Here is a 19,720-nt window from a genome sequence, read left to right as displayed (position 1 = left end):
AATTCCCCGTAAATGCTGACCGGAAATCTAACGGTTGTAGCAGCGGCTATTTTCCGAAAAAAGACCTTTACAAAATTTTAACGGTTGTGAGCGTTGTTATTTGCCTGAATCTAAGCAGAAATAGCCGGATTAAGTGAAACAAGCGCCATGGCAACCGTTAGAGTTTGAAATCAACGTTTTTGGAACAAATAGCGCTTGTGGCATCCGTTAGAAAATTTGTTTGGCTAGAAAATGCATCTTGTCAGATGAAATTTGATGCAACGCTAGTGCTAATTTGGTCAATCTTCTTTCCAATGAGAACATCCTTTTTAGGCGCAGGAACCCTGCTATACTTCTTCCTCCGGCGGCATGTCGGCAAGTCCCACCCGCAGTCCCGGCAAATCGAGACCGTCGGCGGCAAACGCCTGGCGGATGAGCTCCGGAGCGACAAATTCGTCGTATTTCCCCAGGTAAGGCGCTTCCTCCGGCGCCAGCAGGTCCTCTTCACGACAGTCCCGGCAAGCTCGCGCGATTTCTCCGATAAACGTATGCGCATCGCTTTTGCCTGAAACGATCAAGTAGTATGGCTCCATCGGGACGACGGAGCGTAAGGCGAGACGTTCGGACAAATGATGCTTGAGCAGCCGCTCCAAGGTGCGGAACACCTTGCTGCCGACCCATGGCAGCACGAACAAGGAGTCTCCGCCAGCCGGCAGGACGACTCGCCGGGCCAGCCCAGTCTCCCTGGCCAGTCGCCGCGCCCGCTCCAAGCGGTTTACCGCTTGCGGGGACAAATACGGATAAATGGCGGAGCCGGCGAGCACTTCCCGCATCTTTTTCACGACCTGCGTGTGAATATCTCCGCCTGCCCCAAGCCATAACGTATCCACTTTGCCGATCGCCGGTTTTACGTAAACCGCCTTATGCTTCGCGTCCACCTCTGTCACCTTCCACAGCTTCCCGGCCAGGGTAAAGCAGTATCCGGGTGGCGGAACGGTCGTAATCGAGCCGATTTCCTCGGAGCCGTGATACACCGCATGTTCTTCATCATCCTGAAAGACGGCGTAAAAGCGGAAGTTGTTTACGATCTTCTCCCCGGTCAGGCCGATGATCAGCGACTTTTCCTCCGTCCACTGCAGATGATCGGTTTGCAGGAGATAATTCAGGAACATTTTATACTGCTCCGGGCTCACCTGGCGAAACGACGGAAGCGTCAGCACCGCTTGGGCCAGTTCGGCCGGCTCGGCTTCCCCCATGCTTTTCAACATGCTCATCGTTTGATGATACATCGTGCCGATCGGCAGCTTGCGGATGTCCAGCGGCTCGATCCACTTGTCGCGGACGTACAGCTCGATCACCGCGATCGCACGCAGCAGCGTCCACGGCATGCGCGCCGGGAGCGGGGCATCCTCGTCCTCTTCTTCTTGGACGACAAACAGCATCTCGGAAGCCGCATCGCCGCGCCGGCCGGAGCGCCCCAGCCGCTGCACGAAGCTGGACGAGCTGTACGGAGCGCCTAGCTGCACGACCCGCTCGAGCTCCCCGAGGTCGATCCCCAGCTCCAGCGTCAGCGTCGCCGCGGACACCGCCGGTCCCGGGCCGTTTTTCAGCGCGTTTTCCGCCTCTTCCCGGAGCATCGCCGAAATGCTCCCGTGGTGAACGTAAAACACATCCGGCTCATGGCGTTTTGCCGCGACCCGGCGCATTTCCAGCGTCGTGAGTTCGGCATCGGAACGGCTGTTGGTGAAAATCAGCGCTTTCTTCAAATGTGTGCTGTCGTAAATATACTCGTAGTATGCCTTGCGGGCGTTCTGCAACTGCTCGGCCTGCTGTTCGTCGCGGGCATCGGGAAACGAAAAATGCTCAACCCGCAGCCGCAGCTTGCGCCCTCCCGCCGAGGATACGACCTCGACTTGCTCGCTGCTTCCCGCTCCTAACCATGCCTTGGCCGATTCGTAATCGCTGAGTGTCGCCGACAGCCCGATCCGCCTCGGTCTGGCACCGGCCATTCGCTCGATGCGGGCGATTTGGCTCAGCACCTGGATGCCCCGGTCCACCCCCATAAATGCGTGCACCTCGTCGATGATGATGTAACGCAAGTCTTTAAACAACGCTGGGATCGCGTTGGGACGGTTCATCAGCAGACCCTCGAGCGACTCCGGCGTGATTTGCAGTATCCCGGAAGGATTCCGGACCAGCTTCGTTTTATCGGCTTGCGGCACGTCGCCGTGCCAATGCCAAACCGGGATGCGCGACTCGCGCAGCAGATCCTCGAGCCTGGCGAACTGATCGTTGATCAGCGCCTTCAACGGGCCGATGTACAAAATGCCGACTGAGCTGGCCGGCCGGTTGTGCAGCTCGGTCAGCGCGGGAAACAACGCGGCCTCGGTTTTTCCCGAAGCGGTGCCCGAAGCGATCAGCAAATGGCTGCTTGTCCCAAAGCAGATGCGGCAGGCCTCCACTTGCACGGCCCGCAGCGCCTCCCATTTCCGCTTATAAATAAATTCCTGAATAAATGGGGCCAGTTGATAAAAAGGATTGTCGCTCATAGTTCAAACTCCGCGAGAAAGCCGTCGACTTCGTCCGGATCCGCTTCGGCCGGCTTTACCTGGTGCTCGCCGACAAGCTGCTGGAAGGAAGCGTCCGGATTTTGCCGCAGCGTATGCAGCAAATCCATAAAATCGCGGATCACTTCGCGCGGGGTGAGCAGTTGATCGGCGCCCAGGCGGCCGACGGCGGCCTCCATAAAATAAACGATCTCCTGCTGCGTAATCGACGGCGTATAGCCAAAATGCTGGGCGTGGATGTTTACCAGCTTTTGCAGGAGCAGCAGAATCTCCTCCGGCGACAGCATCTCCAGCTTCAGGATCGGCCCGGAATAATTCACGAAGCCGTTCCCGGCGTAACGCCCTTCCATCAGCCGGGAGCGCAGCGCTTCATAGCTGAACAGGCCCCTGCGCTCATCTTCGACAAATTGCGGCGTTCCCCCGACAAAAATACCCAGGTGCTCCGCTTTGCCTTGCATCGTATCGTTAAACATCGTCAGCAGTTTTTCGTAGTTGCTTTGCCGGGACACGCTATTTGAAATCTTGTACAAATTGACGGCTTCATCGATAAACAGCAGCAGGCCCCGGTATCCGATCCGCGCCGCAAACTCCGACCACAGCTTGGCATAGTCGTACCAATTTTCGTCATCGATGATGACGCCGACCTGCAGTTCCTTTTTCGCTTCCGTTTTGGTCGGGTACTCGCCCCGCAGCCAGCGGAGCGCCATCTGCTTCCGGTCGTCGTCGGCCAGTTTATGGCCGTTCCAATAGGCCGCCAGCACTTTGGCGAAATCAAACCCGTGCACGAGGTTGTGCATTTCGGCCGTAACCGCAAAAATCCGCTGCTCCACCGCATCGTTTAAGGCGGGATCGCCTGGCTTTAGGCCCGTCTCCCGCAGCGCCTCCTGCTGCAAAGCGGCGAACCACTTTTGCAGCATCGCTTCCAGCGCTCCGCCATCCGGGCGCGTCTTGGTGGACAGATGGGTCATCAGCTCGCGGTAGGTGGCCAAGCCTTGCCCTTTCGTCCCGACCAGTCTCCGCTCCGGCGACAAATCCGCGTCGGCCACGACGAAATCCCGGTCCATCGCGTAGTTGCGGATCGTCTGCAGCAAAAAGCTTTTCCCGCTGCCGTAACGCCCGGTAATAAATTTGCACGCCGCTCCGCCCTCGGCGATGTTGTCGAGGTCTTTGAGAATGGCGTCAACTTCCGCCCGGCGCCCTACCGCGATATGCTCCAGCCCCACCCGCGGCACCACGCCGGCCGTGAGCGAATTGACCAGCGCCGTAGTGAGGCGCTTGGGGATTTTCACTTCATTCACGAGAATTCTCCTTTCAAATGCGCAAAAAAGTCCATATATTCCGGGACAAGCTGTCCTCCGTCAACAACCAGGTCCCCGATCGTATCCATCGCCAACTGGTTGATTTCATCCAGGATCAGCTCCGGCATGCTGCCGCAAGCTTCGGCCACAGCGGCAAGCGCGCTAGCGGGCGCAGGGCTCTTCAGGGCGAGCAAGGCTTTGAGCTGCGCCGAATCAAGCTGACTAGCGAACGAAGCCCAGTCCTCGTCCAACTGCGACATATCCCAATACGCCGAACTTCCCCTATCTTTCTTGTCAACTTCTTGTTCAGGTACGACATTGTCCTCCGAGTCCAAAGCTGCTTCCGAGTCCAAATTCGCTTCCGGGCCCAAATCCCCGGCCAAATCCGAAATCACCTTCGCCGCCGTTCCGTCCCCTTCCTCATCTTCGATCGTCAGCCTGCCGCGCACATAATCCGAATCCCGTTTCAGCGCCGCCAGCTTCTCCGCGTCGATTTCGATCCGCGGCTGTGAAACCGTCTGCGGAGCGAGCTCTTTTTCCAGGTAACGGTCGATCAGGCGCTCCATCTCAGAATCCATAACGATGCCCCTCAAGCGTCCTCTAAAGCCTCTTAGTTCCCTTAATTGGTTTTCGGCATAGCGGATCGTTTGCGTAATGTATTTTCGCAGCGGACGATGGCTGCTGAGCGGGACCGAAACGAGGGCCGCCGTTCTCCCGTACAGCGAATCATCGTAGACCGCACTGCGGAACAGATACCGCTCGGTCGTCCGCTCCCGTCCGGGATGAAATTTGTCGATCAGTCGGATTCCCTGGGTTTTGCCCAAAAAGGCGTCGAGCATCCCGACAATCCGCGGGACCCACAGCTCCAGATCCGATTTGCCGGGCCCCTGATAAAATTTGCTGCGCCGCAAATCGTAATCGCTTAACGCGAGCAGCAGGTCCAGCGGAATTTGGGAGGGCTGTTCTTGAAAAAGCCGCAGCAGCTCCATATCCACCAAAGCTTCCGGATACGAACCGCCGCCGCGCGTGATGATTTCCAGCAGCGGAACATCCAGCGCGTGCACAAACGCAAAATCGGCGAGCCAATCTTTCAAATAGGCGGTCAGTTGCGGGTATCGTCCGCCATACGCGATCCAAATCCGGTTAAGTTCTTCGTACCCTTCCTGCGGGTCCGACCACCCTACGCCGTTGATCAGTTCATAAACGTATACGAATATGTATGATAAATCCGTATCGGGATAACACCCGGCGCGCACTTCAGAGCGCCAGTAAAAATACCATCTCTGCTGCGACTCCATCATATGTTCGTAGGTCGGCCAGTAGCTCATAAACGGCACAAAAGGCGCCGGCTCGCCCCGCTCGTTCCCCCGCTTCCGCGCTTCCTCGGCAAAATGGCGCTCGCGGCTGTAGAATGGAATGGATGCCGCAGACTGTTGGCTCAGGTCCGTGTCTTTTTTAGGCGGTATATTAAGTCCCGGCTCTTCTTCGTACAAATCGATTTCCGCAAATTCAATGGAACGCGAACGATTTTCCATGGCAAACTCTCCATCCTCATGGACAAACGATAAATTCCATTTTAGTATATCATAACTGGGGAACATTTGTTCACATCCGCTTATATTGAAAATAAAAAAACAGCGACCGGACTAGTCGCTGTTCTTGCAAAGTTATTCCGTGGCCTGGTCGTTTCCGATTCGCTCCAGACTTTCCTCATTGGAAGGAAGGGCCGTTACGTCGGGCTGCTCCGGCATAAAGCCGGTTCGCTGATGCGGGCTCGTATCCTCGTAAACGGTTTGCGGGTCCCCGTCTTTTTCGATGGATATCCGTTCATTAGGCATAGTTATTCCTCCTTTTTTGATTAGATTCCCCGGTTTCGTGAATTCCATGCTCGGGCGGATTATCTATGACAAGGACCATAGGCGGATCCTTTCCGTTATGATGCAAACAGACATGGAGCCTATGTCTCCCCCATATGCTGATAGGGAGGGTACTCTAGGAGGGATGGCTTTTGAAAATTCAAGTTCGCGCCGGGGATACGCTGTGGTATTACAGCCAGCTGTTTAACCTGCCGCTGCAGTTGATCGTGGACTCCAACGCCGGGGTGGACGCCGCGAATCTTGCTGTAGGCCAGGAAGTGAATATTCCGGGGTTTCTGGTTAGCGAATATCAAATCAAACCCGGTGACTCGCTTTGGAAGCTGGCCAGGGACCGGGGGATTTCGCTGGATATGCTGATTCTGCTGAACCCGTCGGTCAATCCGAACCGGTTGGAGATCGGGCAGAGAGTGCAGCTGCCGCTGCGAGTCACCTGGTTTGTGGTGGACGTCAGAAAACCATACAATTATGCCGCGCTTCGCTCCGATCTGAATCGGCTTATGGATCTGTATCCATTTCTCGGTTACCGAAATATCGGCCATTCCGTGATGGGCAAACCGCTGCCCGAACTGCGCATCGGCAAAGGCAACAAACGCGTTCATGCCAACGGGGCATTCCATGCCAACGAATGGATTACAACGCCTGTCCTGATCAAGTTCCTGAATCATTATTCGCTCGCATTAACCAACAATACCGGAATCAGGGGACTTCAAATGTGGCCTTACTACGAGGCGGCAACGTTGTCCGTTGTTCCCATGGTCAACCCCGACGGCGTGGATTTGGTCATAAACGGCTTGCCGGAGCAGGAGCCATACCGCAGCGATGTGTTGTCTTACAACAACGGAAGTACAGATTTCCAGGGCTGGAAAGCGAACATACGCGGCGTGGACCTCAACGACCAGTTTCCCGCACTGTGGGAGCGCGAAGTTGCCAGAAATCCGCAAGAGCGCGGACCGCGGGATTATGGGGGAACCGCCCCGCTTACCGAGCCGGAAGCGATCGCGATGGCTGATCTAACGAGAGAAAGCGATTTTGCCCGCGTACTGGCTTTTCATACCCAAGGTGAGGTCATTTATTGGGGGTTCGAGAATCTGGAACCACCCTATGCCGAAACGATCGTAAACGAGTTTGCCCGCGTCAGCGGTTACGAACCGGTACGGTATGTCGAAAGCTATGCCGGCTACAAAGACTGGTTCATCCAGGACTGGAGAAGGCCTGGGTTTACGGTGGAGCTCGGCAGCGGGGTCAATCCCTTGCCGCTGGCGCAATATGACGAAATTTACGAAGAAAGCCTGGGAATCCTGTTGGCCAGCTTGTATATGTAAGCCGTCAGATGACAGATCCTTTGGGGCGGGATTCTTAGGAGTTGAAACAGCTTCTCCGAAAACAAATGACCAACTTACAAAATCGGCGCTTGACGGCCGACCATGGGAACGTGTGGGCTTCATCCTGGGCTTGCTAAGGGACTGGAGAGCCCTTATTTGCCGAAAAAGTCGGCGTTTTATTTTTTAACGGACCGGAAAGACATTATTTGCCCGAAAACAGCCAAAAATATGCCTGAAAATGCCAAATAAGGTCGATAGGGTCCGTTAACACTCCTAAAACGCTTGATTTCGACTAAATAAGGTTATTTCAGTCCGTTAGCTTGCCCCACGTCTCCCTCCTCCCTACGATTCCAGGCTTCTTCCTGAAGCTCGTTATTGATGGCCATGCCTGCCAAGGCTCCCGCCGCGGCGGCTGCAATCACCTGATACTTGACGGAGGCCGCATCGCCGGCGCCGTAGACTCCGGGCAAGTTCGTTTTGCCGAGATCGTCGACGACCATAGCCCCGCCTTCCGTCATATCGCAGCCTAACATTTGGGGCAAGTCGGATCCCGGCACCAGCTTCGGCGCAAAAAAGATCCCGGTGCAAGGAACGGCCGTACCGTCCTGCAATACAACCTGCCGGACCGCGCCGTCTTGGGACTCGATATAATCGATCGGCAAATCGAAGACAGGAACCTGGCGGCGCTCAAGCTCCCCGCGGTGCCCCTCCGTCCATTCCCCTTGACCATGGGTACACACTGTAAATTGCGCGGTCCAGCCCGAGATCATTTTAGCCATATGCAACACATGATCTCTCGGAACGATCACGACAAGCGGCCGGTCCCGCAATTCCCAGCCGTCGCAATAGGGGCATACAAACGCGCTTTTCCCGTATACGTCGGCAAGGCCCCGGATGTCCAACGGCGCATCCTTCATTCCTGCGGCAATAAGCAGCTTTTTCGTATGGAGCGTATCCCCCCGTGCAGTAGTAATTTGAAAATGCCCATCCTCCCCCGCCGCCGTCACTGCGGTATCCTCTACAAAGCGAACCGTAGGATAGGCTTGGATCTGTTCTTTGGCGATGCGCCGGAATTCGGCCGGTTTGATGCCGTCACGGGTCAAAAAGCCGTGGGACTCGCCCGTCACCCGGTTGCGCGGACGTCCTTCGTCAATCACCACTACGCTTTTTCTCGCTCTACCCAAAACCAAAGCTGCGTTTAAACCGGCCGGACCGCCTCCGATAATGCCTACATCAAGCAAGGTTGTCATGATGAGTTTCCTCCTAAATTAATTCGATATTGTAGATTCTATATATCTATAATATCCGCGAATGAAATAATCGTCAACTACGACAATAGAATCCCCCAGTCGGTATAACCGTCCACGGATTTGAATGTACAAAAAAACCGGCCCTTGCAGGACCGGAGTTTAGGTGTTACAGCGATTCTTTAATAACCCGTTTATAGAACATAACGGACAGTAGTCCAAAGACAGAATACAAACCCGTGTACAGCAGCATCACTAGAATCATCGGCATCCACAGCTCGGTCCCAAAGAAAAACCAGCCGGATTTGACGGCAAAATAACTGTGGGACAAGCCGACGGCCAGCGGAATGCCGAAGCTGAACAACTGCTTGATTTGAATGCCGCGAAGCAGGTTCCCCTGCGTAAACCCGAGTTTCCTTAATATCGTGTAGCTCGGTTTCTCCTCCTCCCCTTCACCCATTTGCTTGAAATACAAGATGCAGCCCGAAGTGATCAGGAAGGTCAACCCGAGAAAGCCTACGATGAACATGATCAGACCCATGGTGCCTTTTTGTTCGGCGATAAACTGCGGCTGGGACATCTCGCCGAATTCATCCCCAAAGCTCCGCATATATAGCTCGTTAGCCTGGTTCAGCCGCTCGGGGTCAACGATATCGATCCCATAATATACAGGGTATTCCCTTTGGAGATCCGGATCCAAATCCTTCGCCATCTGCTCAAACACCGTCTGATCCACAATAACCGTAGGCACCCCATACGAAAAATAGCTCGAGATCACCGTATCTTTATTCATCCCGGTCAGCTTTAATTGAACTTCCTTAGTTTGTCCCTTGAGCGTCAATTCACCCGTCGACCGGATCGCCATAAACTGCTGCATCGCATCGCTCGAACCGGTAAAGAGGGCTTCTCCAGGGCCGACGTCCACGCCGGCCACTGTTTGGTCGCTGACGACCGATAGCGTCATGATCCCGCCGCTTTTGCCTTCATTGCTAACGCCGATGATTTGGGAGACGTCAGCGTCTATCTCAAGAACCTCGCGTTTGGTTTCCTTATACTCGATGTTCTCCTGCCGGAGCGTCTGCTCATACGCGGCGACATCCTTGGCACCCAGCAGGGAAAAGTGATTCGGCACGGATTGCTCGGCCGTTGTCTGCGCGGAATAATACGCGATGTAACTGAGCGACAGAAGGCCGATCGCCAGCGCCGACAGAGTTGTGATGATCGTCAGCAGCAGAGCGTTGGATTTCATCCGGAACATGATCGAAGAAAGCGAGAGCACCTCGTTGAGCGACAAATATCCGCCCTTCGCTTTGCGCACCAGATTGAATAAGACGCTGACCGACCCTTTATAGAATAAATACGTCCCGATAATGACGGAACCCAAAATCAGGATCATCGCCATAAACAGCGTACCCGCATCGTTGAAGGCGCCGCTGAACAATCGGGTCGACATCTGATATCCATAGAGGATTAGCCCGATTCCGAGCAAACCGATGATGACTTCGATGAAGCGTATTTCCCGGTACTTATCCTCCGTTGAAGACATGACCCGGAAAAGGGACAGGATGCTCTGCCGTTTAATGAATGTGTAGTTCATGAGCATGATCAGCAAATAAATCGCCGCGAAGACGATAATGGTTTGCAGCAGCGCCTGCGGCGAAAAGTTGAGCTTTGCCTGCGCATCCAAACCGATCACTCTAAACAAGACCATCAAAAGCAGCCTGGAGCAGGAAAAGCCGACGAAAATACCGATCAGCATGGAACCGAAATACAGGATCAGGTTTTCGCTGCTCAAAATCCGGAAGATTTTCCCCTTCGTTAACCCGATTAATTGAAACAACCCGATTTCTTTCCCCCGGCGCTTGATAAATATCGTGTTGGCATACAGCAAAAAAATCGCCACGATCGCCACGAGCAGCACCGAGGCGGCGGCAAGCCCCGCGGCGCCTTTGACGGAGCCCTTCATTTCATCGAGCGCCGGATCGTACTGCAGGGTCACAAACGCGAAATACAAAGCGACGCTGAAAATAAGGGCGAATACGTACAGATAATAGTTTTTGATGTTTTTCTTCAAATTGCGGTATATCAACTGGTTTAAGCTCATCCCTGGACACCGCCCAATACGCCCTGAGCCTTGATAATGTCGTTGAAAAAGGCCTGCCTCGATTCTTCACCCTTCACCAGCTGCGAGTAGTTTTGCCCGTCCTTGATGAACACGACCCGGCTGCAGTAGCTGGCCGCCACCGGATCGTGGGTGACCATGATGATCGTAGCTTCGATTTTCCGGTTGAGTTCGCTAAGCTTGCCCAGCAAATCGGAGGCCGACTTCGAATCAAGCGCACCGGTTGGCTCATCGGCAAAAATGATGCTTGGATCATGGATAAACGCTCGCGCGGCACTCGTCCGCTGCTTTTGCCCCCCGGAGATTTCGTTCGGGTATTTGTCCTTCAGCTCGTAAATCCCCAGCTCGGTGGCGATTGTGCGAAATTTATGATCCGCGTCTTTCCGGGACACTTTTTTGATCGACAAGGGCAGCAGCACATTCTCCTTGACCGTCAGCGTATCCAGCAGATTGTATTCCTGAAAAATAAAGCCCAGATGCGCTTTTCGGAACTCGGCCAGTTCCTTTTCCTTCATGCCGGTAAATTCCTTGCCTTCGATTTTGATGCTGCCGAGGCTGACCTTGTCGATAGAAGAGAGCACGTTCAGCAAGGTTGTTTTCCCGGAGCCGGACGCCCCCATAATGCTGACGAATTCGCCTTTTTCCACGCTGAGGTCGATCCCCTTCAGCACCTCCTGTTTATTGAATTTGTTGCCGTAGCTTTTATGAACTTTGCTGGCTTCCAATATAACCACTTTCCATCACTCCTTTGGTTCTGTCTCTATCTTATCCAATCGCCTCCTACCCTGTCCTGCGATTCGCCGAACAAAACACACTGGGCATGTGACAATGTTGTCACATGCCCAGTGTACTTACGAAATCATTGCTTTGCGGAAAATACAGGGTAAAAACGCTCCCCTCGCCCAGCCTCGATTCCGCCACGATGCGGATGGACAGCGAGTCCGCAACCTTTTTCGCCAAATACAATCCCATTCCCGTAGCCGCATTGTCCTGATGCGCCGCCGTCGACGTGAAACCCTTCTCGAAGATGCGCGGCATATCCTTCGGATCGATGCCCCGCCCGAAATCGCGAATCCGCAGCCAGGTTTGCCCGGCCTCCATTCCGCTTTCGATGGCGATATCGGAAGCCTCGCTGTATTTTACGGCATTGCTCAACAGCTGCCGGAGGATGAAGCCAAGCCATTTGCCGTCCGTCAGCACTTCCTTGACCGTTAGCGACACGTCAAAACCGCTGCCTTTTTGCAGGCACCAGGCTTGCAAATCCTTGATCTCCTTGTACAAGATCGGCTCCAGCGCCGTCCGCTCGATATACCGGTCATTTTCGATAAAAGCGATCCGCTTCTGATGCAGCTGGCGATCCAGCAGCAGGTGGATGCGCAGCCACTCGTACCTCAGCTGCGACTTCAGCGTTCCTTCCTCCAGCCGATCGATCATGAGCTGCATGGCGGTAAGCGGTGTTTTGACTTCATGAATCCAGGACATCAGCTCGTCTTTTTCCTCTTCCAGCCGGGCCACATGGATTGAAGCTTCCTCCCGGTATTTGTCCGTCTGTTCGCTGAGCATGTCCATCGTAATCGTTTCAAACGGGCTGTCGGGACGGGCGATCGCGGACAAATCGTACGTCTCATCCCAGGCCGCAAGGCTCTTGTAAAACCTCGTTTCTTTCGGATAACGTATAAAGAGAAAAACAGCGAACAAAAGCATCGACAAAAAGACGATGTAAAGGATCGGCATGAGCGGAATCGACTTGTCAATTATCGCGACGAATACCAGCAGCACCTGTAAACCGAGAATCAGCAAAATCCAGCTCAACCGTTCCCTGAAAAATTTCCAAATCATAGCAAAGCCGCCGCTTCCGTCGCCATATACCCTTGTCCCACCTTGGTTTCGATATAAGCGCCCAGCCCGATTTCTTCCAGCTTTTTGCGCAGCCGGTTCACGTTGACCGTCAAGGTGTTGTCGCTGACGAAGTGCTCGTTGTCCCACAAACTCCGGATCAATTCTTCCCGGCTGACAATCTGATTTTTATGTTCGATCAGCATTTTTAAAATGAGCATTTCGTTTTTCGTCAGCTCGATCGTTCCCTGCTCGTTCCGGATCGTATTCCGCACGTACTCAACCGTGGCCCCGCGCCACGTCCGCAGCTCCACCCGCTCCGTATTGTAGTCGTACACGCGCCGCAGCGTCGCCTGGATTTTGGCGATCAGCACTTCGAAATGAAACGGCTTCTGGATAAAATCGTCCGCCCCCAACTGCATGGACATCACCATATCGGCAGGATGGTCGCGCGAGGACAGAAAAATAATCGGTACTTTAGAGTGCGCCCGGATCATCCGGCACCAGTGGAACCCGTCATATTTCGGCAATTGAATATCGATCACGACCAGATCGGGACGGATCGCCGTAAACTCCTGCAGCACGTCCCCGAAGTCCCGAACCCCATATACCACGTAGGACCACTGCTCCAGCCGCGCTTTAATTTCCTGGAAAAGCGTCCGATCATCTTCGATCAGCATAATGTTAAACAAGCCTATCACCACATTTGTTCGTTTCGTTTTCTTTTTTAGTGTAATGGAAAACGGACAGCCGCGCTATATCCTCCTAACGTCTAAATCGCGGTGAGTTCAATCTCGAAGCCCAGATCCTCAATCATGCGGTGATCGAGGGCAACGTCCTGCCCTGCGGTCGTCAAGTAGTCGCCGACGAACAGCGAATTGGCCGCGTACAAGGACAAAGGCTGAAGCGAGCGGAGGCTCGTTTCGCGGCCGCCGGCCACGCGGATTTCCTTGGACGGACAAATGAAACGGAACAGAGCTAGCGTTTTCAGGGCCTTGAGAGCCGGTGTCCGTCCGGCCCGCTCCAGCGGCGTTCCCGGGATGGCGTTCAGAAAATTGACCGGAATCGAATCGGCGTCCAGTTCGCGCAGCGCAAACGCCATCTCCACGATTTCCCGGTCCGTCTCCCCCATCCCGATGATCACGCCGGAGCAAGGGGACAAGCCGTGGGCCTTGGCGGTTTCCACCGTTTCGAGACGCTGATCGTAGGTATGAGTGGTTGTGATGGACGGATAATTCGTCCTGTTCGTATTCAAATTATGGTTATAGCGGTGAACTCCCGCTTCCGACAGGCGCCTAGCCTGATCCGCTTTCAGCAGGCCAAGGCAGGCGCATATTTTGAGCGGCATGGTCTCCCGGATTTCTTTCACTGCCTCCGCGATCTGCTCCAGCTCCTTGTCCGTCGGCCCTCTGCCGGACGCCACGATGCAGTAGGTTCCTGCTTGGCGCTGCATCGCTTCGCGCGCGCCGGCCAGCAGCGTCTCTTTATCCAGCAGCGTGTATTTGGTGACCGGGGCCGCCGAGATGATCGATTGCGAGCAATAACCGCAGTCCTCCGGGCAAAGTCCGCTTTTGGCGTTAATGATCATATTCAGCTTTACTTTTTTGCCGAAATAATGTTTTCTGATTTGAAAAGCCGCTTCCATCAGGGGGAGCAATTCATCATCCTCCGCCTGAAGCACGGCCAGCCCTTCTTCCATCGTAATGCAATCCCCATGAAGCGCCTTTGTAACGTAAGCATCCCATGGCCCATCCGCTTTTATCATGTCATCCCATCCCTTCGGATATTAACACTATCGCTTAATTGTCAACCAAAAACCATTGAATGGGTTAACAATATGTCCAGTAAATTTTAACAAAAGAAACCGGTTATGCAAAGAACCTTTTTCGGGGACAAACTATACGCCACGTCTATTTTCATTGATAGATGCGATTGCAGATTGAACATGATGTTCATTTTAAATTTTAGCGAATTGGTTAACCCCATGAATGATGCTATAATGAATATATCAAACTTCTAAGGAGCAATCGTATGAAAAAAAATAAAATATTCGAATGGATTCGCAGAGTCATCATGATCATCATTGGGGCAGTGATTACCGGATACGGCCTGGAAGCCGTTCTGATCCCCAACGATGTCATTGACGGCGGCGTTACCGGCTTGAGCATCATGGGCTCCGACCTGTTCGGCATTTCCCTCGGCATTTTGCTGTTTGTTTTAAATATTCCGTTCGTCTACATCGGTTACAAACAGGTCGGAAAAACATTCGCGATTATGAGCAGTATCGGCATTGTGGCGCTGTCGGTTTCCACTGTGCTTATGCATCATATTAAACCGATTTTGGGACCTAAAGATCCTTTGCTTGTCGTCTTGGCTGGGGGGCTGCTGATCGGCGTCGGAATCGGGATCGTGCTTCGCAGCGGAGGCGCCATGGATGGATCGGAAGTGCTCGCGGTGCTGCTTTCCCGCAAAATTCCGTTCTCCGTCGGCGACATTATCCTTGTGATCAACGCTTTTATTTTTACGGGCGCGGGCTTTATTTACGGTCTGGAAAACGCCCTCTATTCGGCATTAACCTATTATATCGCCAAAAATGTCATCGACATCATTCAGGTTGGTTTGGAGAAATCGAAGTCGGTCAAAGTGATCAGCAGCAAATCGGAAGAGCTCGGGGAAGCGATTCAATCCCGTTTGGGCCGAAGTGTTACCTATACCCCAGGCCGGGGCGGGTACTCAAAGGAAGAAACTGAAATCTTAAATTGCGTCATCAACCGCATGGAAGAAACCAAGCTGCTCTCCATCATTAAAGACATCGATCACAGCGCATTTGTCGTTGTCTCCGACGTATCCGAAGTGCGCGGAGGAAACTTCAAAAAACGCGACATCCACTAAAAACGGCGACACCCGCCAATAAGGAGCTGGATCACATGAAAATGAACCGTTTGGGCGCATCCGATTTGCTTGTCGGCGAAATCGGACTGGGCTGCATGACTTTGGGGACGGACGAAACCAAAGCCGTGCCGCTTATCCATGAGGCGCTGGATCTGGGTGTCAACTTTCTCGATACCTCAGATTTGTACGACAGCGGGCGCAACGAGGAGATCATCGGCAAGGCGATTCGGGGACGCCGGGATCGGGTCGTGCTGGCGACCAAAGTAGGCAACCGGATAATCCCCGGCCAGGATGGCTGGGTGTGGGACCCTTCCAAAACCTATATTTTGTCAGCCGTAAAGGAAAGCTTGCGCAGACTCGGCACGGATTATATCGACTTATACCAGCTTCACGGAGGAACCATCGAAGATCCGCTCGATGAGACGATTGAAGCGTTTGAGCAATTGAAGCGCGAAGGCGTCATTCGGGAGTACGGCATTTCCTCCATTCGCCCCAACGTAATCCGTGAATATGCCGCCCGTTCATCCATCGTCAGCGTCATGAATCAATACAGCATCATAGACCGGCGGGCCGAGGAAGCCGTGCTTCCATTGCTCCAGGAAAAGGAAATCAGCGTCATTGCCCGCGGTCCGCTGGCCAGCGGCGCACTCGCCGCCGGGAGGGAGCCCGTCAAAGGCGTTCTCGATTATGCGCCGGAAGAACTGATCGCGCTGCGCAAACAGCTTAAGGAGCTGGAGACCGAAGGGCGCAGCCTGACGCAACTGGCGATCCGCTATTCCCTAGCCCACCCTGCGGTGGCCGTCGTGATTCCCGGCGCCAGCTCCAGGGAGCAATTGCTTCAAAACATCGCCGCTGCTGACGTTCCGGCACTGTCCGCCGAGGAAGTCCAGCTGATCCGCCAGGCGAGTAAAGTGAACGTGTACGCGCAGCACCGGTAACGGCTGGCGTTGCAAGGGCCTTAATGCAAGCTTCTCTCGGCGCGCGTTATCGTGTTGCTGACGGATTAGTTGGAGTTGACCTGGGAAACCCCAGCGGAAAAATAAGTACAAAAAATGGCGCTAATGAGTGGGAACATGCCTGGCTCCGGATTATAAGTACATAAAGTACCGCTATTTTGAAGGCTGACGGTTCATCGTCGTCCCAGCAGCAGGCTTTTTAAAAACGACCACCGGCCAACTCCCCCATTTGAATTTTTTCAAAGCCCGCCCCGGAATAATTCCCCGGCCAACTTCACGAGCTGTTCCTTGGTTAGCGCGTGCCCGCCGAAAGTGGATAAGAGATAGTAAGCATCCTGCTGTTCGTTGTACCATGTAAGGTAATGATAGCTTCTATTCTCTTTTTCTACATCGTTATAAATTAGGTTCCTGCCTTCTACCGAAATCAGCTCTGCCTTGTCTTCCTGCTCCTGCGTAAGCTTTCCGCCGCGAAGCATTACGGCGCTGATTACAATATGAGCGTTATCTAGCGTATATTTCCCCTGTACGGCACCAGCTTCCGTCCATGGAATCACTTTTGCGGCAAATCCGCTCCCGCCCGGTGCTTCGGCTTTAGCTTTCAATTCCTTATGCGCTTGAGCATATACCTCAGAGTTTTTTATTTCAGCATCGATAGGAATATGCGCGCTAACCGCACCGTATTCAAAAGGATATCCCGCTAACATTTCGGGCAGCATCGGCGAACCCGTCCTCTTCATTTCCGCCAAAAATGCGTCGTAGTCGCTGATCCGGCGCTCCTTGTAAGCAAACTGCAGCTTTTCCTTGGCGCTAGGGTCATCCGCGGCCTTATCGCTGTTCACATAATAAGCGATCAATTCGCCCGGTTTGGCAAGTTTCAGCGCTTTATGCTCAAATTTGTCATAGGAACCCTGCTCCCTTGTAAGATCCGGCGCGGCATATTGTACTTTAATCTCTCCTGTTGCATTGCGGATTTGAATCCATTCGGAAGCGGCATAAGCCGTTAAGGAGATGAACAGCAGCGTTAACGCGGCCGTAAAAGCTCCGGTGCGGCTAAACCAGCGGCTGCGGTTGTTCGGCGCTTTCCATTCGGACTCGCGAATGCGGCGCATCACCTGCTCCGTTACCTCAATTTCCGGCAAATTTTTCGCAGGCACAGCCTCTTGAATTATATTTTCGTACTCATTACCGATTCCGTATTGCATTCCATCTCCTCCTTTTTCTCCATGTAGGCCTTCATTTTGTTCATCGTCTTCTTCATGCGTTTGTTCAGGGCATTGGGACTAACCTGCAGGATTTCGCTCATCTCCTGATAGCTAAGCTGTTCAAAAACCCGCAGCACCAGCATATTCCGCTCCTCCAGCGTTAACTTCATAAGCGCCGCTTGCAAGGATTCGCTGTACAAGCTCTCCTCTATCTTTTGTTCCGGGCTCCCGGAAGTAGTCTCCGGTTTGAAAATACGCAGCAAACGGCTCTGCATCCGGCGTCTGCGCAAGAGATTCAGACAATGGTTGCAAGCAATTCTGTATAACCAAGACGCGAAGCTGGCCGTGGGCTTGTACCGCCTTATGGACTGATACGCCTTGAACAAAACATCCTGTACGGCATCCTCGGCGTCCTGGCGGTTTCCGAGCAGACGGCAGCAATAGCGAAAAATATGCTGCTGAAACACCTGTACGATCAGCGCAAACTCTTCCCTTTCCCCCTGCTGAATCCGCTGGACAATTTTTTCAATATGCCCGGGATCCCGTAAGTTTTCCGGCGGTTTATGTTCCTGTAACGTTTCGTTCACCTCCCTGGGTTTCTATGTTTATAACACATGAAGCAAACAAAAAGTGCCTTCGATCAAAAAAGATTTCGCGCAATTGGGCACAATAGTCCTGTTCAACCAAAAAATAAATTTAAGGGGATAAAACAATGGGCGTTTTGGATGGGAATCCGAAAAATGAACCGATGCATTACGGAGAAATATTTACGCTTTGGGAAAGCTCCATGGGCGCGAAGATGATGCTGTCGTGTTATCAAGCGTTTACTTATCATGCCGGCGATAAGGAGCTGAAAGAATTGCTTGGCGACTTGATCGATCAAGCCAAGCTGGAAATCAAAGAGTTCGACAAGCTGTTAAGCGAAGCTGGGATTACACCGCCTCCCATGCTGGCGGAACGTCCCGAAGCCAAGCTGGAAGATATTCCGGCCGGGGCCCGGTTTGCCGATCCGGAAATCGGCGCAAAGCTCGCCATGGATATCGCGGCAGGATTGGCGGGATGCAGCGCGGCGATGGGCATGTCCATCCGGGAGGACATTGGCGCTTTATTTGCCAAATATCACAACACAAAAACCGGATTCGGCCTGCGAGTTCTTCGCTTGAATAAAGAAAAGGGATGGCTTGTCCCTCCTCCATTGCTCGTCAAAAAACCGGAATAACGACAGATACCAAAAACAAAAGAGAATAACGACGGAACCAAACTTCCCCCGAAAATTCGTTATTCTCTTACCTTATTTAAGGCTCAAAACCGAGATTAGTGCTTGAAAAATAAATGTCTTGGTATCCCTGCATGCTGCTTTGCACGATTATCCCTTTTGTTCAGTGGGTAGAGGGTGCGGAGCTAATCACGGTCAGTTCATTTTTCCCGGTATCTTCCCCCATTCCTCCCGTCAGGTCTGCTTCTCCCAAACCTATTTTCCTCTCCTGAATTTATCTTTCTCTCTGCTTTCGGATCAAAAGGGATAATCGTGCAAAGCGTCCGGACAGCGGATGTTGATCTGCCGACCAACTCACCGGCTTCCCCTATCCTAAGCTTTCATCGCCCTTCCGATATTTCTTGCCTCGATCGGTTACCGGCTTGACCTGTCAAGCGCTGATTATTAGGTTGAGCCTTATTTAAACTATAACTTTTTCCACGAAAGGAACGCCATTTCGGCGGTTCACGGCCATCACGAAATCCGAGCGCAGCTCCGCACTGCAAAATGCCATGTCCTCGGGCAAAAATTCCGGCCTGCCGGGATCATAAAACTTTTGGGCCGCTTCGGAGTTAAGTATCCTTAACTTGGTTTCTTCCGCCGAGGGTGCAAAGGTTTCGCGAAGAATGCCGGAAATATACTGCGCGCAGGCCAGGTCATCGTCCCCCGTCGGATGCGAGGCGATGATGTTGATCGTGATGGAGGGGTTGGATTTAAGCCATTTTGCTTTGATATACTCCGCGGTCGTCCTGGCGTTTGAAAACCCCGTAACCAAAACGAGCCGGGCATTCAGCGCGTGCAGCGCCGCTTTTACGCCATTGGTCGTTTTCTGGGCCAAAAACTTCCCCTGAAGGTCGGCCCGCCCGATTCGCGCCGGGGAGTTGTCAAGATCAAAACCGCCGATAAGCAGCCCCTTTTCCTCTCCCGCCAGCAGACATCCCTCTGTTTCCTTTTTCAAGCAAAAAGCTTCCTCCGGCGTCGCCGCGAGAAAGATGCCTTTAATGCCATGAATGAACGCCTGATGAGCGACCGTAAATGCCCGTATGACGTCAATCACCACGTTGATATCCGAAGCTGCGGGCATCCGGCCGCCCCCCTGCATGATCTCGATATTCAACATGTTCCTCCCTTCTTCCCGAGCATTATCAGCTTATGCCTAACCCGGCT

17 protein-coding genes are annotated in these 19,720 nt (G+C 53.3%); 4 read left to right on the top strand and 13 right to left on the bottom strand.

Annotated elements, in window-relative coordinates; genetic code table 11:
- Positions 1-326 precede the first annotated feature (326 nt).
- The 4 genes from ACLD72_RS07060 to ACLD72_RS07045 all read right to left on the bottom strand — a co-directional run bounded on the left by ACLD72_RS07060 (position 327) and on the right by ACLD72_RS07045 (position 5,682).
- On the bottom strand, positions 327-2,528 hold the full coding sequence (locus ACLD72_RS07060; protein WP_411002221.1) for a DEAD/DEAH box helicase: 2,202 nt from the start codon (positions 2,526-2,528) through the stop codon (positions 327-329).
- Positions 2,525-3,844 (bottom strand): ATP-binding protein, encoded by a 1,320-nt coding sequence (locus ACLD72_RS07055; RefSeq protein WP_411002222.1) that lies wholly within the window; start codon positions 3,842-3,844, stop codon positions 2,525-2,527. The genes ACLD72_RS07060 and ACLD72_RS07055 overlap by 4 nt, the downstream gene beginning before the upstream one ends.
- Positions 3,841-5,379 (bottom strand): TerB N-terminal domain-containing protein, encoded by a 1,539-nt coding sequence (locus tag ACLD72_RS07050; RefSeq protein WP_411002223.1) that lies wholly within the window; start codon positions 5,377-5,379, stop codon positions 3,841-3,843. The genes ACLD72_RS07055 and ACLD72_RS07050 overlap by 4 nt, the downstream gene beginning before the upstream one ends.
- A gap of 132 nt (positions 5,380-5,511) precedes the next feature.
- Complete coding sequence (locus ACLD72_RS07045) at positions 5,512-5,682, bottom strand: hypothetical protein (protein WP_411002224.1); 171 nt, start codon at positions 5,680-5,682, stop codon at positions 5,512-5,514.
- 170 nt (positions 5,683-5,852) lie between these two features.
- Between ACLD72_RS07045 and ACLD72_RS07040 the strand changes: the two genes are divergently transcribed.
- Positions 5,853-7,043, top strand: coding sequence for a M14 family metallopeptidase (locus tag ACLD72_RS07040; protein WP_411002225.1), 1,191 nt, complete (start codon positions 5,853-5,855; stop codon positions 7,041-7,043).
- A gap of 302 nt (positions 7,044-7,345) precedes the next feature.
- Here ACLD72_RS07040 and ACLD72_RS07035 read toward each other — a convergent pair whose 3' ends face one another.
- The 6 genes from ACLD72_RS07035 to bioB all read right to left on the bottom strand — a co-directional run bounded on the left by ACLD72_RS07035 (position 7,346) and on the right by bioB (position 14,013).
- Positions 7,346-8,293 (bottom strand): NAD(P)/FAD-dependent oxidoreductase, encoded by a 948-nt coding sequence (locus ACLD72_RS07035; protein WP_411002226.1) that lies wholly within the window; start codon positions 8,291-8,293, stop codon positions 7,346-7,348.
- Between the two features lie 166 nt (positions 8,294-8,459).
- A complete protein-coding gene (locus ACLD72_RS07030; protein WP_411002227.1) occupies positions 8,460-10,394 on the bottom strand; it encodes an FtsX-like permease family protein in 1,935 nt (644 codons plus the stop codon).
- The gene (locus tag ACLD72_RS07025; RefSeq protein ID WP_251587694.1) at positions 10,391-11,146 is read right to left on the bottom strand and encodes an ABC transporter ATP-binding protein; all 756 of its coding nucleotides are present in this window, start codon (positions 11,144-11,146) and stop codon (positions 10,391-10,393) included. The genes ACLD72_RS07030 and ACLD72_RS07025 overlap by 4 nt, the downstream gene beginning before the upstream one ends.
- Before the next feature lie 100 nt (positions 11,147-11,246).
- Positions 11,247-12,251: a sensor histidine kinase gene (locus ACLD72_RS07020; RefSeq protein WP_411002228.1), complete on the bottom strand. Its 1,005-nt coding sequence runs from the start codon at positions 12,249-12,251 to the stop codon at positions 11,247-11,249.
- Complete coding sequence (locus tag ACLD72_RS07015) at positions 12,248-12,940, bottom strand: response regulator transcription factor (RefSeq protein WP_411002229.1); 693 nt, start codon at positions 12,938-12,940, stop codon at positions 12,248-12,250. Before ACLD72_RS07015 ends, ACLD72_RS07020 begins: the two co-directional genes overlap by 4 nt.
- A gap of 80 nt (positions 12,941-13,020) precedes the next feature.
- Positions 13,021-14,013 (bottom strand): biotin synthase BioB, encoded by a 993-nt coding sequence (gene bioB, locus ACLD72_RS07010; protein ID WP_411002230.1) that lies wholly within the window; start codon positions 14,011-14,013, stop codon positions 13,021-13,023.
- Between the two features lie 266 nt (positions 14,014-14,279).
- Between bioB and ACLD72_RS07005 the strand changes: the two genes are divergently transcribed.
- Both ACLD72_RS07005 and ACLD72_RS07000 read left to right on the top strand, forming a co-directional pair.
- Positions 14,280-15,140 (top strand): YitT family protein, encoded by an 861-nt coding sequence (locus ACLD72_RS07005; protein ID WP_411002231.1) that lies wholly within the window; start codon positions 14,280-14,282, stop codon positions 15,138-15,140.
- Positions 15,141-15,175: 35 nt separating this feature from the next.
- A complete protein-coding gene (locus ACLD72_RS07000; RefSeq protein ID WP_411002232.1) occupies positions 15,176-16,078 on the top strand; it encodes an aldo/keto reductase in 903 nt (300 codons plus the stop codon).
- A gap of 257 nt (positions 16,079-16,335) precedes the next feature.
- Here ACLD72_RS07000 and ACLD72_RS06995 read toward each other — a convergent pair whose 3' ends face one another.
- Together ACLD72_RS06995 and ACLD72_RS06990 are read right to left on the bottom strand one after the other, a co-directional pair.
- Positions 16,336-17,298: a hypothetical protein gene (locus ACLD72_RS06995; protein WP_411002233.1), complete on the bottom strand. Its 963-nt coding sequence runs from the start codon at positions 17,296-17,298 to the stop codon at positions 16,336-16,338.
- Positions 17,262-17,885 (bottom strand): RNA polymerase sigma factor, encoded by a 624-nt coding sequence (locus ACLD72_RS06990; RefSeq protein WP_411002234.1) that lies wholly within the window; start codon positions 17,883-17,885, stop codon positions 17,262-17,264. The genes ACLD72_RS06995 and ACLD72_RS06990 overlap by 37 nt, the downstream gene beginning before the upstream one ends.
- Before the next feature lie 125 nt (positions 17,886-18,010).
- On the opposite strand from ACLD72_RS06990, the gene ACLD72_RS06985 reads away from it, so the two are divergent.
- A complete protein-coding gene (locus ACLD72_RS06985) occupies positions 18,011-18,517 on the top strand; it encodes a DUF3231 family protein (protein WP_411002235.1) in 507 nt (168 codons plus the stop codon).
- A 457-nt stretch (positions 18,518-18,974) separates the two neighbouring features.
- Here ACLD72_RS06985 and ACLD72_RS06980 read toward each other — a convergent pair whose 3' ends face one another.
- On the bottom strand, positions 18,975-19,670 hold the full coding sequence (locus ACLD72_RS06980; protein WP_411002250.1) for a 2-phosphosulfolactate phosphatase: 696 nt from the start codon (positions 19,668-19,670) through the stop codon (positions 18,975-18,977).
- Between the last annotated feature and the right edge of the window lie 50 nt (positions 19,671-19,720).

This window comes from Paenibacillus lacisediminis (assembly GCF_046567315.2).
Note: the sequence above shows the minus strand (reverse complement) of the source record. Positions and strands in the feature narration are given on the sequence as shown.

Coding starts and splice junctions, on each gene's coding strand:
- ACLD72_RS07060 (WP_411002221.1), bottom strand. CDS start 2,528: ATGAGCGACAATCCTTTTTATCAACTGGCCCCATTTATTCAGGAATTT.
- ACLD72_RS07050 (WP_411002223.1), bottom strand. CDS start 5,379: ATGGAAAATCGTTCGCGTTCCATTGAATTTGCGGAAATCGATTTGTAC.
- ACLD72_RS07045 (WP_411002224.1), bottom strand. CDS start 5,682: ATGCCTAATGAACGGATATCCATCGAAAAAGACGGGGACCCGCAAACC.
- ACLD72_RS07035 (WP_411002226.1), bottom strand. CDS start 8,293: ATGACAACCTTGCTTGATGTAGGCATTATCGGAGGCGGTCCGGCCGGT.
- ACLD72_RS07030 (WP_411002227.1), bottom strand. CDS start 10,394: ATGAGCTTAAACCAGTTGATATACCGCAATTTGAAGAAAAACATCAAA.
- ACLD72_RS07020 (WP_411002228.1), bottom strand. CDS start 12,251: ATGATTTGGAAATTTTTCAGGGAACGGTTGAGCTGGATTTTGCTGATT.
- bioB (WP_411002230.1), bottom strand. CDS start 14,013: ATGATAAAAGCGGATGGGCCATGGGATGCTTACGTTACAAAGGCGCTT.
- ACLD72_RS07005 (WP_411002231.1), top strand. CDS start 14,280: ATGAAAAAAAATAAAATATTCGAATGGATTCGCAGAGTCATCATGATC.
- ACLD72_RS07000 (WP_411002232.1), top strand. CDS start 15,176: ATGAAAATGAACCGTTTGGGCGCATCCGATTTGCTTGTCGGCGAAATC.
- ACLD72_RS06995 (WP_411002233.1), bottom strand. CDS start 17,298: ATGCAATACGGAATCGGTAATGAGTACGAAAATATAATTCAAGAGGCT.
- ACLD72_RS06985 (WP_411002235.1), top strand. CDS start 18,011: ATGGGCGTTTTGGATGGGAATCCGAAAAATGAACCGATGCATTACGGA.